This window comes from Variovorax sp. 22077 (assembly GCF_052044195.1).
GTDB lineage: Bacteria > Pseudomonadota > Gammaproteobacteria > Burkholderiales > Burkholderiaceae_C > Variovorax > Variovorax atrisoli.
In genome coordinates, this window is sequence record NZ_JBQEQC010000012.1 from 1 (window position 1) to 15,473 (window position 15,473).

Consider the following 15,473-nt stretch of genomic DNA (forward strand, 5'->3'; position numbering starts at 1 on the left):
CCGAAGTCCTCGGAGTGACCCGTGTGGGCCGCAACGACAACTTCTTCGAGCTCGGCGGCGACTCCATCATCAGCCTCAAGCTCATCGCTCGCATCCGCGAGAGCGTTCCTGGCGGAAGCTGGCTGTCCCTGATCGACGTAATGCAAAGCGGCTCGTTGAGGGATCTCGCGGCTCGCCTGCGCCAGAAGTTCGAGCAGGAGCACAACGCCGTCTGCTTCAACGCAACCGGCAGCGGAACGCCGCTCTATTGCCTGCCGGGCCTGATGGTCAACTCGCGCGAGTTCCTGCCGCTGGCGCAGGCACTGCAGGACGACCGGCCGGTCTACGGTTTCGCTTGCCATGTCTTCACGCGAAAGCGTTGGCGCGGCTTCGATGTCCAGGCCATTGCCGCGGAGTACGCGGACTTCATTGCGGCGACTGCCTTGCAGGGGCGCTGCGCGCTGCTCGGCTGGTCGTCGGGTGGCGATCTTGCGTTCGAGGTGGTGCGCCAGTTGCAGGGTCGCGTCGAGATCGAATTCGTGGGCATGGTCGACGTCTTCGAGAACACCGCCCTGCGGGCCACGCGCACCCTCACGGACGTGCAGCGCCGGCAGGCCGAGGAGGCACTGGCCGCCTGGCTGGCACGTTCGCAGATGGCCGACCGCTGGCATGAACTGCTGGCGCGGATGGGGGGCTCCGAGCGCGCATACGTGCTCGAGGAAATGCTGTTTGCCGGCCGCGAGTTCCCCCTCGACGGGCCGGGCGAAGAATCGCTGGAATGCGAAATGTGGATCCGGCTCGACAAGCGCCTGCGGGCAGAGCAATGCGCCTACGACCGCATCGACGTGCCCATGCACGTCTTTCTCGCGGATGCGTCGCTGCAGGAACGCGGCGTGCTGAGGAACTGGTCGGACAGCGCCCCGGTGCTGTCGTCCGAGATCGTGCCCGACGCCGATCACCTGAGCATCATCCGACACCCGCAGATGCTCGCCAGCCTGAGGCAGCACCTGGCACGCACGGAGGTGCTGGCGTAGCGCGATCGCGTGCGGGTCACGGCCCGCACGCACGCGAGCAGACAAACAGAAATTAAGAAGAGGAAAGTGAAAGAAAAACGGCCTTCAGAAATGAAGGCCGTTTTTTTGTCTTGAGAAGACAGGATGAGAAGGGTCGCCGGGAGCTGACGCGCTCCCGGGCGGCGCGTCCCCGTCAGAAACGGTAGGTTGCCGTAGCGACGACCTTGCGCAGCTCGCCGTAGCGGCAGCTGCCCGAACTGCAGTTGCTGATGTAGGTCTTGTTGGTCAGGTTGCGCACGTTCAGCGCCAGGCTCCAGCGCTGGAAGTCGTAGCCGACGAGTGCGTCGATCAGCGTGTACGACGGCACCTTGGCTGCCGCGGACTCCTGGTAGCCGTGGTTGGAGCCCATGAAGCGCGCGCCAAGGCCCACCTTGATGCCGGAATCGAAACGGTAGTCCGTCCACACCGACAGCTGGTTGCGCGACACGGCCTGCATCTGCTTGCCGATTTCGCTCGCCGTGCTGCTGGCCGTGACCACCGCCTTCGGCGTGTAGGTGTAGGCCGCGATCACGTTCATGTTCTTGACCGGCTGGAAGGCTGCTTCCAACTCGACGCCGCGCACCAGGATCTCGCCGGTCTGCTTCGGCTGGTAGGTCGAGTTGTAGGTGATGTAGTTCTGGCGGCGCAGGTCGAAGATCGCGGCGCTGTACTTGCTCTTGCCGTCCAGGGGCTGGTAGCGCACGCCGGCTTCGTACTGGCGTCCGGTCTCTGGCTTCAGCGGCTTGCTCGTCTCGGGGTCGATCGTCACCGTCGGCGAGAACGACTCGGAATAGCTGATGTACGGCGCCCAGCCGCTCGGATGCAGGTAGACCAGGCCCGCGCGGCTCGTGAACTTGTGGTCCGTGATGCGCGTCGTCGATCCGTCGAGGTAGTTGTTCAGGCGGGCAGTCGCGGTGTCATAGCGGCCACCCAGCGTGGCGACCCAGTTGCCCCACTTGATCTGGTCCTGCAGGTAGAAGCCGGTCTGCTCAAGGCTGGTCTTGGCGTCGAACCACGGGTCCAGGGGGACGACGTCGTTCGTGTACACCGGGTTGTAGCCGTCGATGTTCGATACCGTGCCGGCGTTGTAGGTGCGCTGGTAGTTGCGCGAACGTTGATAGTCGACGCCGAACAGGAAGGTGTGCTGCCAGTCGCCGAGCTTGAACTTGGCCTGCGCCTGGTTGTCTATCGTGAAGAGTCGCGCGCTCTCCTTGCTGCCGAAGGGGAAGCGGCTCAGCGTGCGGAAGTTGGCCGGGTCCGAAGGCACGTCGGGGTTGACGGTCACGAAGTTGCTCGCGTTGTAGACCTGCCGGTAATCGACCTTGATGGAGCCGTAGCGCACGTTCTGGCGCAGCGTCCAGGTGTCGTTCACGCGGTGGTCGAGCAGGTAGCCCACCATCCACTGGTCCTGGTTGAAGTGGTCGAAGCCGGGCTCGCCCACGTAGGTCTTCGGCGAGAACTTGCCGTTCGGGTTGGGCAGCAGCGTGCCGACTTCCGGGAAGCTGCCGTAGGAGCTGCCGTCACGGATGCGCAGGTAGTGCGACAGCAGGGTGAGCGAGGTGTCGCTCGACGGTTTCCAGGTGAGCGACGGCGCGATGTACGTGCGGTCGTTCGGCAGTCCGCTGGCATCCAGCTTGGCGTCGCGCACCAGTCCAGTGATGCGGTACAGCACCTTGCCCTGCTCGTCGAGCGGGCCCGAGAAGTCGCCCGCGACCTGGCGGCGGGAGTTGTCTCCGAGCTGCACCTGCAGTTCGCGCAGCGGCTCCTCGGTCGGACGCTTGCTGACCACGTTGATCATGCCGCCGGGGCCGGTCTGCCCGTACAGCACCGACGACGGGCCGCGCAGGACCTCGATGCGCTCGGTGCCGTAGTTCTCGGTCTGCCAGACGGCCCAGCCGTTGTTGTTGCGCAGCTGCAGGCCATCCAGGTAGTAGCCGGGCGTCTGCGCGTCGAAGCCGCGGATGATGGTCCAGTCGAAGCGCGAATCCGCGCCCCACGGCGACACGTTGATGCCGGGCGTGTAGGCCAGCGCATCCTTCAGGCGCAGTGCGCCGGTCGCCTCGATGAAATCGGACGTGACGACCGAGATCGATTGAGGGGTTTCGATGATCGGCGTGTCGGTCTTCGTACCGACGGCATTGCGCTTGGCGACATAGCCCTTGAGCGGGCCCGAAGCCGTTTCGGCCTCGCCTTCAGCGAGAACGGTGACGGTGGGGAGCGTCGAGGAGGAGGAGGCCGGCACGTCCGCGGCGCGACGGACGGCGTAGCCGCCGTTTTCAGTCCGGGTGGCGCGCAGGGCGGTGCCTGCGAGCATTGTCTCCAGGGCCTGCGCCACGGTCAGCCTGCCCGACACCGGTTGGGAGCCGACGCCGGCCACCACGTCGCCTGCGGCAAAGACCTGAACGCCGGTCTGCCGCGAGAGCTCGTTCAGTGCCGTTGCCACAGGCTGTGCCGGCACCTTGACCTCGAACACCTGCACGGCCGCCTGACCTGGCGTCTGAGCCATGGCAACGGGGCTCAGCAACCCGAGGGCAGTTCCGAAGGCAGCAGCAAGAGCGGCATTCAGTAGATGTTGACGAGGCAAGGGACGCATAAGTCAGGGACTCCAGGGTTTCAATTAAAAGTAAGACGTATTTACCTTCGGGCGCGGATGCCGGCCCGATTTCCGGTCTCTGGCGCTTCTATGAGTAAGACGTTCGAACTCATAAAACAGAGACACACCGTCGCAACTTTTTTCGCCCCGGGGTCCGATGCCCGAAAAAACTCAGGTTCCGATCGCTTCGTGCTCCTGGTGCTCCTGGTGCTCCTGGTGCACCTGGACGGCAGGACCGGCCGGCGTCGCGAGCAGGGCGCTGCCGATCTCTCCGGTACGCACCGACGTGACCGACAGCAGGGTGTCGCTGAGGCCGTGCGAATCCTCGCAGGCGCCCTGCAGGTAGATGGCCGGGCGGAAGTCAGGCGTGCCCTGCAGCCGGTAATGCCGGTCGACCGAGTAGTCCCCCAGGTACGGGTCCAGCGGCGACAGCAGCGTCTTGTGATGCTCCCTTGCATAACCCGTGGCGAGCACGACTGCGTCGTACCTGACGGTGCTTTCGCGCATCGCGTTCTGGTCCCACAGCGTGAGGTGCACGCCGTGGCCATCGGCAGTCACTCCGCGGATGTCGTGCCGGCGCAGGAGGCGCAGCCGGTTTCCGCCGATCACCCGCTGTTGGTAGAAGGACTTGAAGATCTGCTGGATCAGCTCGAGGTCGGCCACGGCGTAGTTGGTATGCCAGAACTCGTCAAGCAGTGCCGCGCGCTCGGCCTCCGAGCGGCTGAAGGTGTAGTCGGTGAACTCGGCGTTGAATATCTCGTTCACGAAGGGGCTGTCGTCCGCCGGGCGGATCGAGCGGGCACGCGTGATGAGGTCGACCTGCGGCGTGCCGGGGCGGCCCTGCAGGTCCATGAAGATCTCGGCTGCACTTTGCCCCGCGCCCACCACGGCCACCCGCCGCGGGTTGCCGATCTGTGCGATGTCCTGCAGGTAGGTGCTGGAATGAAACACGCGCGGGTCGTTCCGCAGGGTGCGAAAGCTGTCGGGAATGTTGGCCATGCCGCCGATGCCGACCACCAGGTTGCGCGTCAGCCGCTCGACGAGCTTGCCCGAGTGGTTGCGCGAGCGCACGCGCAGCAGGGCTACTTCGCCGCCTTTTTCCTCGGGAAGCACCTCGAACACCTCTTCACCGTAGGCGCAGGCGTCGTCGAACTGCTCCGCGGCCCAGGACAGGTAGTCGTTGAACTCGTGGCGACTCGGAAAGAAGCTCTTGAGGTTGACGAAGTCCGTCAGGCGGCCTTTTTCGTGCAGGTAGTTGATGAAGGTGAAGCGGCTGGTCGGGTTGCGCAGCGTCGCCAGGTCCTTCAGGAACGAGATCTGCATGTGCGCATGGTCCAGCAGCATGTGCGGGTGCCAGGCGAAGCTCAGCTGCTTCTCGATGAACAGGGCGTCGAACGGGCGGCCCGCATGGCGCTTTTCCTCGAGCGCGATGGCCAGCGCGATGTTGGACGGGCCGAACCCGATCCCGATCAGATCATGGACGTGTTGCATTGAAGATCGACTCCTGTGTATGAAGAGGGCTCGCATGCGCGAGTGAGGCAATCGCCCAGGAAGTTGCTGGACATGGCGCCGGGTGCGCTCGGGTGTTCACGCGGCAACCGGGGCCATGGTGGTCTCGGCCAGCAGGGCCAGGCCCTGGTGCAGCGCGGGAAACAGGCTGTTGTTGAAGTTGTTCCAGCGCAGTTCCAGGATCGTTTCTCCGGGCTCGATCTTCGTGTCGAGCACGTCGAAGATGACCTCGCCGGAGTCGATGCCGTTGTCGACGTAGTGGAACGACGCGCCGGTCATGGTGACCGGGGCGACATCGACTTTCTCGAGGGTGTTCCAGTCGACCACCCGCTTGCCCTGCGCGCCGTACAGCGCGTCCAGCGTTGCGTGGGCGCCGCGGCGCTCATAGGGCGACTCGATGCGCGTGATGCCGGGATGGATATTCGCGATCCGCCGGTGAAACGGCGCGCCCGGGCGCACCAGTTCGTCGAGGATCACCAGCAGCCCGTCGAGCACAACGACGTCGGCCTCGAGTTCCACCAGCTTGTCGTACAGGCGGCGCTCGAAGTCGCTCTTTCCCTTGGCGCGGTCGGGGGCGTCGAGGGGCAGTTGCCGGTAGGTCGACGCGATGGGGTGCAGCATGTCGTTCAGCCGCTTGCCTTGCGTGCGCAGGTCAGCGGGGAAGATCCATTTCTTGCCTGGCTCGCAGGCGAAGCCGTAGTCCTGCAGCGACTTGCGGTCGCGCGGCGAACTCTGGTCGTCGTCGTAGATGATCCCCTCGAGCGAATACGCGTCGCCCAGCGACGTGCCGTCCAGCGCCTCGGCGAGGTATTCGAGCGGTGACTTCATGTAGCGCCGCTCGCCCTTGTAGTCGATGAACTGGCCGGCCTGGTCGGCCGCGGCATTTCTCAGGGACAGGATGTAGACGAGTTTGGCTTTGGACATGGGCGTTCGATGTTGGTCTGGTCTGAAGTGGTGGCTGATGTGCCGCCGCCTGAGAAAGACGAGGCAGCCGTGAATCTGTTCATCTGCGAGGGCCCATGCGCCGCTCAGGCGTTCCGTTCTTCCGCTTCGGCCCGGTCCCTGCGGTACGCAGGTGCGAGCGGGCATGGGCCGCAGTGCGTCTCGCCGGGCAGCAGGTGGTTCAGGCAGCAGTGCCGGTACAGCGTCAGGGTTTCGCAGCGGCCGGCCTCGATCCTGCGCACCTCCCGCCGGGGCGCGTACAGGGGATGGACGCGCGCCTGCGGCCAGGTCGCGTCGCGCAGCAGCCGGTCCCGGTCCTGCGTGATCGGCGCCGCGCAGCCGGTCATGGCCAGTGCTTCGTTCAGGATGGTTTCGATGTGCCGCGCCGTGTTGCTCCAGAGAATCTTTGGCGCGAGCTTCGTCAGGCGGCTGATGGCTGCGAAGAGCGGCTCCAGGTGCTGCCAGAACATCGGCGCATAGCGCTGCGCAGTGCTGGCGCCTGTCATCGGCCAGCCCAGGTCGCGGATGTGGAAGCCGAGCGGATCGCCGGCTTCGTCGAAGCTCACCCAGACCTGTTCCGGCGCCGCCGGAAAGGCATGCTGCAGCACGCTGGCTGCAGCCACCATTGGCGGCAGCCACATGCCCAGGTACTCCAGGCTCCATGCGGAGGCTACCGCCCGCAGATCGCGGACATCGGCGCCGAGATGTCGGGCCTGGCGATATAGCAAGTCGTTCAGCAGGGCGGGGTCGTGCAGCAGATCGGCCACCCCGATGGCATTGGCGGGCGGCTGCGGCGCGCACTGGAGGGCCTCGCCATGCCTCGCGTGCTCTCCCTGGAACAGGGGTTCCAGCAGCGCAATCATGGCCCGGTCCGGGACTCGGAAGGCAAATGGAATTCGGCGTGCATGCAGATAGGACGGACGGAGGGCTCCGGTGTTCACGCTGAGGCCGCATGAACATTTCGGAGCGTCGCCCGTTGAATGGGGAGCGGCTCCGAGCTGCCGGCGACCCTGGCCATCCGCCCGGTCGTCTTCCATTCGTTACCCGTCCGGTCGCTGGAGGTCCACGCTGCCGGGTCGTTGTCGCCCCAGGGGCGGAAAGACTTTCGCATGACATCTTCGAATGGCGATGCCGCCGAAATCAGGCGCCTGCTGAAGCCCTTTCTCCCATGGATGGCCTTGTCGTCGTTCACCGGCATCGCCGCCGGCGTGGCCACCGTACTGCTGCTGGCCACGATCAACAAGGTGCTGAACACGTCCGGCGGCCTCGCCGGCGGCCTGCTGCTGACTTTCGTTGCGCTGTGCGCGGTGTCGTTGATCGGTCGCGTGGTCTCGGACGTCTCGACCAATCTCGTCGGGCAGCGACTCGTCTCGCAGATCCGCAAGAGCCTGGCCCAGAAGATCCTGTCGGCGCCGATCGATGCGCTGGAGCGCTATCGCACGCACCGGCTGATGCCCGTGCTGTCGCAGGACGTGGACATGATCAGCGACGTGGCCTTCGCTTTCTCCGCGACGCTGATCTCGCTGGCCATTGCCCTGGGATGCCTGACCTATCTGGCGGTGCTGTCGTTTCCGTTGTTCTGCGTGCTGATGGTGGCACTGGTCATCGGCATCTCCATACAGGTGGTGGCACAAACCCGCGGCGTGGCCGGCTTCTGGAAGGCGCGCGACTACGAAGAGCAGCTGCACAAGGCCTACCGCGGCATCAGCGAGGGTGCGAAGGAGTTGCGCATGCATCGCTCGCGCCGCGCGCTGGTGTTCGGCGGGCAGATCGAACGCATCGTCGACAGCATCCGCACCGTCAACAGCCGGGCGATCAACACCTACGTGATCGCCACGGCCTTCGGTTCGGCGCTGTTCTTCCTGCTGATCGCTCTGATCCTGGGCTGGGCGGCCTTCCGCAACACCGATCCCGTGGTGCTGAGCGGTTTCGTTCTCGTGCTGCTGTTCCTCAAGGGGCCGATGGACCAGATCGCAGGCGCGCTGCCGGGCGTGGGCCGTGCCAAGGTGGCGTTCCAGCGCATTGCCGACCTGTCGACGCGCTTCGCAAGCCCCGAGCCGCATCTGCACCTGGACCGCGCGCCTAGCGAAGTGCGCCTGGGCAGCGCCATCGAACTGCGCGGAGTGCGCTATGCCTTCGACGCCGCGGAGGGCAGCGACGCGTTCGTGCTGGGCCCCGTCGACCTGCGGTTGAACAAGGGCGAGCTGGTCTTCGTGGTCGGTGACAACGGTTCCGGCAAGACCACCATGATCAAGCTGCTGCTGGGCCTCTATGCGCCGCAAGGCGGGGAGATATTCGTCGACGGCAAGGTCGTCACGCCCGAGGCCCGGGACGACTACAGGCAGCTCTTCACCACCGTGTTCTCCGACTTCTACCTCTTCGAGGATCTGGTGGCGGACGGCTCCGGCTGCGCGTCCTCTGCCGGCCTGCCCGAGGCTGCGTTGCCGTACCTCGAACGCCTGGAGATCGCGCACAAGGTCTCCGTGAAGGATGGCTTGTTCACCACCACCGATCTTTCCACCGGCCAGCGCAAGCGCCTGGCGTTGGTGCATGCGTATCTCGAAGGGCGGCCAGTGCTGGTGTTCGACGAATGGGCGGCCGACCAGGATCCGACCTTCCGTCATCTGTTCTACACCGAGCTGCTGCCCGAGCTGCGTGCCAAGGGGCACCTGCTGGTCGTGATCTCGCACGACGACCGCTACTTCCACCTGGCCGACCGCGTGATCACCATGCGCGCGGGGCGCATCGCGGAAGACCGCGCCCGGCCCCGACTCGAAAGCCTCGCCGCGTGAACGACCAACCGCAAGCACATAAAGCCCTGCCGCAGCCGCCGCGTCCTGCCTTCCTGGCGCAACTGCGGGCGGCCAACCTGCGACCGTCCGCGGTGCGCGTCTGCGTGCTCCAGACCCTCGCGGATGCCGGTGAGGAGTGGCAGCGAGGCGAAGAAGTCTTCCGCCGCATGCTGCTGCGCGGCACCTCGGTGAGCTTGACGACGGTCTACCGCATCCTCAAGGAGTTCGAGCAGAGCGGCCTGATCATGCGCGAATGGGTGCGAAGCCGCGGCGGTGCTCTGGCGGTGTTCCGCTACAAGATGCCGGACGCCGAGCCCTGCGGCGTGCGCATGCGCTGCGGCGGCTGCGGAGCCGTCGCCGAGGTTCATGACCGCGATCTGCGCGAGGTGCTCATGCGCGTGGCGCTGAGCCGGGGGTTGCCGTCGGCCGGTGCGTTCGACGTGCAGATCCACGGCCCCTGCTCGACGTGCCGGAGCCAGGGTGCGACGCCACAGGGTTCGTATGAGTCGCAGTTCGGAGAGCCCGGCGGCCATGGCGCCGGAATGCTGCCGCTGGCCGGTTTTCATTCCCGGCCGCGCACGCAGCGTCTTTCGGCCTAGCGGGGTGGCGGGATGAACAGTGGTGTCAGTAGCGGTGCCCCGAAGCGCGCCGGTCGCCGCTACGCGGTGGCTCTGTCGCTCGTTTCGCTGGCGGCCGTGGCGGGCGCCGGCATGCTCTGGGGGCGCGGCTCCGCTGCCGAGGTCGAGTCGGTGGCAGTGGCGCGGACGACCATCGAATCGAGCGTAACCGCGCTTGGCGTGCTGCAGCCGCGGCACTATGTGGACGTGGGCGCGCAGGTCTCGGGCCAGATCCTCAAGCTGCGGGCGCAGCCCGGCGACATCGTCGCCAAGGGGCAGTTGCTGGTCGAGATCGATCCGAGCGTGCAGCAGGCCACGGTCGATGCGGGCCGGGCGTCGCTCGCGGGCCAGCGGGCACAGCTGGCGGACCAGCAGGCGCAGCACCGCCTCGCGCAGCAGCAACAGGCGCGGCAGCGCCAGATGGCTGCCGACGGTGCGACGCGCGAAGAAGACGTGCAGAGTGCGGAGGCCACGCTGGCTTCCGCCGCCGCGCGAGTGCGCAATCTCGAAGCCCAGATCGCGCAGACCCAGGCCACGCTGAAGGCCGACGAGGCCAGGCTCGGCTACACCCGTATCTACGCGCCGATGGCCGGCACCATCGTGTCCGTCGAGGCGCGCGAAGGCCAGACGCTGAATGCCACCTACCAGACGCCGAATGTGCTGCGCATCGCCGACCTGTCGTCGATGACCGTGTGGTCCGAGGTGTCGGAGGCGGACGTGCGCCGCATCAAGGCGGGCATGCCGGTCTACTTCACCACACTCGGCGAAAGCCGGCGCCAGTGGCAAGGCAAGGTGCGCCAGCTGCTGCCCGCGCCGCCGCTGCCGGAGAACAAGTCGGGCAACAGCGACAGCGGAGCGCGCCAGTCGGCCGCGTCCAGCAAGGTGGTGGTCTATACCGCGCTCTTCGATGTCGACAACGCCGACGGCGAGCTCATGCCGCAGATGACCGCGAAAGTATCGTTCGTCGAGTACGCCGAGAAGGACGTGCTCACTGTGCCGCTGGCTGCACTCGTGCCCGTGGCCGGCAGCGCCGACCGCTTCACCGCCCGTGTGTTGCGCGCCGACGGCAAGGTGGAGCGGCGCGAGTTGCGCATCGGTGTGCGCAACCGCCTGGCGGCGCAGGTGCTCGAAGGGGCGCAGGCCGGCGAGCGCATCGTCGTGGGCAAGGCGGCGAAGGAATGACACCGCCTCGGAAGCCCGCGCGCGGGGAGACCCCCAGGCCCCTGATCGAGTTGCAGGACATCCGCAAGTCGTACGGTGGCCGCGAAGGGGAGGGCGGCGCGGAAGGCGGCAGCCCCGCCGTGACGGTGCTGCACGGCATCTCCCTGCAGCTGCACGCGGGCGAGTTCGTCGCCATCGTCGGTGCCTCGGGGTCCGGCAAGTCCACGCTCATGCACATCCTCGGCTGCCTCGACCGGGCCAGCGCGGGACGCTACCTCTTCGACGGGCGCGACGTGTCCACCTTCGACGGCGATGCGCTCGCGTGGCTCCGCCGCGAGGCCTTCGGTTTCGTGTTCCAGGGCTACCACCTGGTGCCCAGCGAATCGGTGCTGGAGAACACGGAGATTCCCGCGCTCTATGCCGGAATGCCGGAAGCCGAGCGGCATGCGCGTGCCGTTGCCCTGCTCGAACGGCTGGGCATGGGCGCGCGGCTGCACCACCGCCCGCACCAGCTCTCGGGCGGCCAGCAGCAGCGCGTGGCCATCGCGCGTGCGCTGATGAACGGTGGGCGGATCATCCTTGCGGACGAGCCCACCGGCGCCCTGGACAGCAAGAGCGGCGCCGAAGTGATGGCGTTGCTGCACGAGCTGGCGGATGCAGGCCACACCGTGATCCTCATCACCCACGACCGCTCGGTGGCGGCGCAGGCGCGGCGCATCATCGAGATCCGCGACGGGCGCATCGTCGAGGACTCGGGCGGCATGGAGCAGCCGACCGTTGCGGTCGACATCGAGATGCCCGACCTGCAGGCATCGCGCGGCGGAGCCTCCATGGCGGCCGACATGCGCGAGGCCACGCGCACGGCGTGGCGCGTGATGTGGAGCAACCGCTTTCGCACCGGGCTCACGCTACTGGGCATCGTCATCGGCGTGGCATCGGTCATCGTGATGCTCGCGGTCGGGGGCGGCTCGCAGAAGAAGGTGATGGCGCAGTTCGAGACCTTCGGCACGCGGACCATGTTCGTCTCGGCCCAGGTCGCGAGCACCCGCAATCCCGGCGCGCCGCTGACGCTGGCCGATGCGGAAGCCCTCCGCATGCTGCCCAACGTCGAGGGCGTGGCGCCCTACATCGAGGACAAGGTGGTGGTGCGGCGCGGCAACATCGACCACCTGACCGAAGGCGGCGGCGCCACGATCGACTTCGCTCCGGTGCTCGGATGGGGCGTGGCCGAAGGCGTGATGTTCGATGCGGACGACGAACTGCGCGTCGCCAAGGTCGCCGTGATCGGCCAGACGGTGCGCAAGCTGCTTTTCGCGGACGGTCAAAGCCCCGTCGGCCAGGACATCCTGGTGGACAAGGTGCCGTTCCAGATCGTCGGCGTGCTTGCCGCCAAGGGCGCCAACGACGGCGAGGACCAGGACGACCGCGTGGTGGTGCCGCTGTCCGCGGCAACGACGCGGATCTACGGTCACCCGCATCCGACGTGGATCGCCGTGCAGGTGCGCGACATCGAGCGGGCGCAGGAGACGGCGGAGGCCATCGAGGCGCAGCTGGCGCGCCAGCAGGCCGGCCGCGAAGTGCGCATCTGGAACCGCGTCGAGGCGCTGCGCGTGCAGACCGAGACGGCGCGCGCGATGACGCTGATGCTGGGGCTGATCGCCATCGTGTCGCTGATCGTCGGCGGCATCGGCGTGATGAACGTGATGCTCATGACGGTGCGCGAGCGCACGCGCGAGATCGGCATCCGCATGGCGACGGGCGCGCGCCAGCGCGACATCCTTCGGCAGTTCATGACCGAGGCGGTGCTGGTGACTTCGGTGGGTGGCACCGTGGGCGTCGTCGCGGGGCTGGGCATCGTCGTGGGGCTGATGCTGGCCGGCGTGCCGGTGCTGTTCTCGCTGGCGGCGAGCGTGGGGGCCTTCGGCTGCGCAGTGCTGACGGGCCTGATCTTCGGATTCATGCCGGCGCGCAATGCCGCGCGGCTTGACCCTGTGGTGGCACTGGCGGGAGAGTGACCATGCCCAGGACGCGCCCGGTTTACGTTGCCTGTTGGATGGCCTTGCTGTGCGCGGCGTTGACGTCCGGCTGTGCGCTGCACGGCGACCGTGCCGAGCGCGCGGTGGAGCTTCCCTCCGTGTGGCGTCACGCGCAGGTCGACGACACCACGGGTCCGATCGATGCGCAATGGTGGCGCAGCTTCGGCAGCACGGAACTCGACGCGGTGATTGCGCGCGCCCGATCGCAAAGCAACGATCTGGCCGCTGCTGTCTCGCGGGTGCGGCAGGCCGATGCGCGGGCGCGCATCGCCGGCGCGGCACTGCAGCCCCAGGTCACGGCCAGCCTCGGCATCGGCCGCGAGGGGCGCCTAGGCGGTGACGCCACGGTCGCCGGCAGCACTTATGCCGCGGGTTTTGCCGCCACCTATGAACTCGACCTGTGGGGCCGAAGCGCCGCGTTGCGCGACGAGGCGCTGCAAGGCTCGCGCGCCAGCACCTTCGACCGCGAAACGGTGCGGCTCACGGTGACGGCAGACGTCGCCGGCAGCTGGCTGCTTGCGCTGGCCTTGCGTGAGCGCGCCGAGATTGCCACGCGCAATCTCGACAATGCGCGTCGCGTGCTGGCACTGGTGGAGGCGCGTAGCCGCGCCGGCGCCGTGTCGCCGCTGGATCTCGCGCAGCAGCGTGGACTGGTGGCTGCACAGCAGCGCGCACACGCAGCGTTGCGTCAGCAGGCCAGCGATGCGGAGACTGCGCTCGCACTGTTGCTGGGCACCACGGCAAAGGCGTTCGAACTGCAAGGGCCGCGGCTCGACGCGCTTCAGGTTCCCGTCATCGGCGTGGACGCGCCCTCTGCCCTGCTGGTGCGCCGCCCGGACATCGCGCGCGCGGAAGCCCGGTTGGCCGCCGCCGACGCCAACGTGCTGGCGGCACGCGCCGCGCTGCTGCCGACCGTTTCCCTGAGTGCGACGGTGGGCACCGGGGAAAGCCGTTTCGGCAGGCTCTTCGACAATCCGCTCTACGGCCTGGCTGCCGGTCTGGCGGCGCCGGTCTTCGACGGAGGGCGCCTGGCCGGCAATCGGCAACTGGCCGAGGCGAAGCGCGAAGAACTGCTGGCCGACTACCGGGCCGCTATCGTCGGTGCGTTCGCGGATGCTGAGACGGCGCTGAATGGTGTGTCGGCGATCGATGCGCAGGCCGCTGCACAGGCAGCCGAGCTTGCCGAGGCGCGCCGTGCGGCAGAATTGTCCGAAGCCCGCTATCGCGCTGGCGCCGAGACCCTGCTCGCATTGCTCGATGCGCAGCGCACTCTCTACGCCGCGCAGGATCTTTCGGTGCAGCTGCGTATGGCGCGTCTGCAGGCACGGGTCTCGCTCTACCGTGCAATGGGCGGTGGATGGCAGGAGCCCCGGTGCACGGGTGTCGCGCCCGCCGCCGATGAGGGACATACCGAATGCGCTTGATGCTCGTGGCCCTGCATCGCTGGGCCGGCCTCCTGATGGCCGCATTTCTGTTCGTCGCCGGCCTGACTGGCGCCGTGATTTCGTGGGACCACGAAATCGACGAATGGCTCAATCCGCATCTCACAGATGCCCGCACGACCGGTTCGGCCTTGTCGTCGCTGGAGCTGGCCAGGCAGATCGAGGCGCGGCATCCGCAGGTGCAGGTATCGGCGCTGCCGATGGCCGCCGAGCCGGGGCATTCGCTGGCCTTCAGCGTGCAGGCGCGCGTCGATCCCGCCACCGGCCAGTTGTTCAAGCCCGGCTTCAACCAGGTCTTCATCGATCCGGCTTCCGGCGAAGAACTCGGGCGGCGCGAATGGGGTGCGGTCTGGCCGATCAGCAAGGAGAACTTCGTCTCGTTTCTCTACGTATTGCACTACAGCCTGCACCTGCCGAAGTTCTGGGGCATCGATCGCTGGGGCGTATGGCTGATGGGCGTGATCGCGCTCGTCTGGACCATCGACTGCTTCACCGGCTTCTACCTGACGCTGCCGATGCGCCGGCCGAAGAAGCCCGCGGCGGGCGAGGCGCGCGCAGCCGACGGAGCCAAGGCCTGGTGGCAACGCTGGAAGCCGGCGTGGAAGGTCCGCTGGCGCGGCGGTTCATACAAGCTGAATTTCGACCTGCATCGCGCCGGTAGCCTGTGGACCTGGGCGCTGTTGTTCATCGTGGCGTTCACCGCCTTCTCGCTGAATCTGTACCGGGAGGTGTTCTTCCCTGCAATGTCGCTGGTGTCCGACGTGACGCCCATGCCTTTCGAGCAACGCCAGCCCGCCCCCGAGGAAAAACCGGTGATCCCCCGGCTCGGCTATGCAGATGTGCTCGGCAAGGTAACGCAGGAGGCGCAGCGTCTCGGCTGGCAGGAACCCGTGGGGGAGCTCTTCTATGCCGAGCTTTTCGGCATCTACGGCGCGCAGTTCTATGCGCCGGAAGACGAGCATGGGTCAGGCGGCGTCGGACATCGGATCCTGTATATCGATGGCGTCGACGGGCGCTTCGTCGGCATCCGCGAGCCGTGGAAGGGCACGGCCGCCGATATCTTCGTGCAGGCACAGTTCCCGGTGCACTCGGGCCGCATCCTCGGGCTGCCGGGGCGCATCCTGATTTCCGTGATGGGCCTGGTGGTAGCGATGCTGAGCGTGACCGGCGTCGTGATCTGGCTGCGCAAGCGCAAGGCGTACCTGAAATCCCGGGAGCAGCAACAGCAACAGCAGGTCACAGGGCCTCCCGTGCTGCAGCCCACGACGGGTGCGGGAACGCCCGGCTGAACATTCCGGTTTTCGAAACGTCATTTTCAAGAGACGCCTTTGCGCGCCGGCATTCCCGGCC

Annotated in this window: 11 protein-coding genes; 7 read left to right on the forward strand and 4 right to left on the reverse strand. The window is 67.1% G+C overall.

The window, feature by feature from the left end; all coding sequences use genetic code 11:
* The coding region (locus ACTJLF_RS18090; RefSeq protein ID WP_440883628.1) for a thioesterase domain-containing protein at positions 1-1,013 on the forward strand (1,013 nt) is incomplete at its 5' end.
* A gap of 172 nt (positions 1,014-1,185) precedes the next feature.
* On the opposite strand, the gene ACTJLF_RS18095 is transcribed toward ACTJLF_RS18090, so the two are convergent.
* The 4 genes from ACTJLF_RS18095 to fhuF form a co-directional block, all read right to left on the reverse strand.
* Positions 1,186-3,537: a TonB-dependent siderophore receptor gene (locus tag ACTJLF_RS18095; protein WP_440883629.1), complete on the reverse strand. Its 2,352-nt coding sequence runs from the start codon at positions 3,535-3,537 to the stop codon at positions 1,186-1,188.
* A gap of 258 nt (positions 3,538-3,795) precedes the next feature.
* Positions 3,796-5,115, reverse strand: a complete 1,320-nt coding sequence (locus ACTJLF_RS18100) for a lysine N(6)-hydroxylase/L-ornithine N(5)-oxygenase family protein (protein WP_440883630.1) — start codon at positions 5,113-5,115, stop codon at positions 3,796-3,798.
* 96 nt (positions 5,116-5,211) lie between these two features.
* Positions 5,212-6,057 (reverse strand): N(5)-hydroxyornithine transformylase PvdF, encoded by an 846-nt coding sequence (locus ACTJLF_RS18105; RefSeq protein ID WP_019655737.1) that lies wholly within the window; start codon positions 6,055-6,057, stop codon positions 5,212-5,214.
* A 104-nt stretch (positions 6,058-6,161) separates the two neighbouring features.
* A complete protein-coding gene (gene fhuF, locus ACTJLF_RS18110; RefSeq protein ID WP_440883631.1) occupies positions 6,162-6,938 on the reverse strand; it encodes a siderophore-iron reductase FhuF in 777 nt (258 codons plus the stop codon).
* Positions 6,939-7,184: 246 nt separating this feature from the next.
* Between fhuF and ACTJLF_RS18115 the strand changes: the two genes are divergently transcribed.
* Genes ACTJLF_RS18115 through ACTJLF_RS18140 form a run of 6 tightly spaced genes read left to right on the forward strand, consistent with a single transcriptional unit; the run spans position 7,185 to position 15,412 of the window.
* On the forward strand, positions 7,185-8,867 hold the full coding sequence (locus tag ACTJLF_RS18115; RefSeq protein WP_440883632.1) for a cyclic peptide export ABC transporter: 1,683 nt from the start codon (positions 7,185-7,187) through the stop codon (positions 8,865-8,867).
* Positions 8,864-9,466: a Fur family transcriptional regulator gene (locus tag ACTJLF_RS18120; protein WP_020723173.1), complete on the forward strand. Its 603-nt coding sequence runs from the start codon at positions 8,864-8,866 to the stop codon at positions 9,464-9,466. The genes ACTJLF_RS18115 and ACTJLF_RS18120 overlap by 4 nt, the downstream gene beginning before the upstream one ends.
* 12 nt (positions 9,467-9,478) lie before the next feature.
* Positions 9,479-10,666, forward strand: coding sequence for an efflux RND transporter periplasmic adaptor subunit (locus tag ACTJLF_RS18125; protein WP_440883633.1), 1,188 nt, complete (start codon positions 9,479-9,481; stop codon positions 10,664-10,666).
* Positions 10,663-12,660 (forward strand): ABC transporter permease, encoded by a 1,998-nt coding sequence (locus ACTJLF_RS18130; RefSeq protein WP_440883634.1) that lies wholly within the window; start codon positions 10,663-10,665, stop codon positions 12,658-12,660. Before ACTJLF_RS18125 ends, ACTJLF_RS18130 begins: the two co-directional genes overlap by 4 nt.
* 2 nt (positions 12,661-12,662) lie before the next feature.
* Positions 12,663-14,105: an efflux transporter outer membrane subunit gene (locus ACTJLF_RS18135; protein ID WP_440883635.1), complete on the forward strand. Its 1,443-nt coding sequence runs from the start codon at positions 12,663-12,665 to the stop codon at positions 14,103-14,105.
* Positions 14,105-15,412, forward strand: coding sequence for a PepSY domain-containing protein (locus tag ACTJLF_RS18140; protein ID WP_019655744.1), 1,308 nt, complete (start codon positions 14,105-14,107; stop codon positions 15,410-15,412). Before ACTJLF_RS18135 ends, ACTJLF_RS18140 begins: the two co-directional genes overlap by 1 nt.
* Positions 15,413-15,473 lie beyond the last annotated feature (61 nt).

What these genes read in the sequence shown, in the direction of transcription:
- ACTJLF_RS18125 (WP_440883633.1), top strand. Translation starts at nt 9,479, where the DNA reads ATGAACAGTGGTGTCAGTAGCGGTGCCCCGAAGCGCGCCGGTCGCCGC.
- ACTJLF_RS18105 (WP_019655737.1), bottom strand. Translation starts at nt 6,057, where the DNA reads ATGTCCAAAGCCAAACTCGTCTACATCCTGTCCCTGAGAAATGCCGCG.
- ACTJLF_RS18135 (WP_440883635.1), top strand. Translation starts at nt 12,663, where the DNA reads ATGCCCAGGACGCGCCCGGTTTACGTTGCCTGTTGGATGGCCTTGCTG.
- fhuF (WP_440883631.1), bottom strand. Translation starts at nt 6,938, where the DNA reads ATGATTGCGCTGCTGGAACCCCTGTTCCAGGGAGAGCACGCGAGGCAT.
- ACTJLF_RS18140 (WP_019655744.1), top strand. Translation starts at nt 14,105, where the DNA reads ATGCTCGTGGCCCTGCATCGCTGGGCCGGCCTCCTGATGGCCGCATTT.
- ACTJLF_RS18095 (WP_440883629.1), bottom strand. Translation starts at nt 3,537, where the DNA reads ATGGCTCAGACGCCAGGTCAGGCGGCCGTGCAGGTGTTCGAGGTCAAG.
- ACTJLF_RS18100 (WP_440883630.1), bottom strand. Translation starts at nt 5,115, where the DNA reads ATGCAACACGTCCATGATCTGATCGGGATCGGGTTCGGCCCGTCCAAC.
- ACTJLF_RS18115 (WP_440883632.1), top strand. Translation starts at nt 7,185, where the DNA reads ATGACATCTTCGAATGGCGATGCCGCCGAAATCAGGCGCCTGCTGAAG.
- ACTJLF_RS18130 (WP_440883634.1), top strand. Translation starts at nt 10,663, where the DNA reads ATGACACCGCCTCGGAAGCCCGCGCGCGGGGAGACCCCCAGGCCCCTG.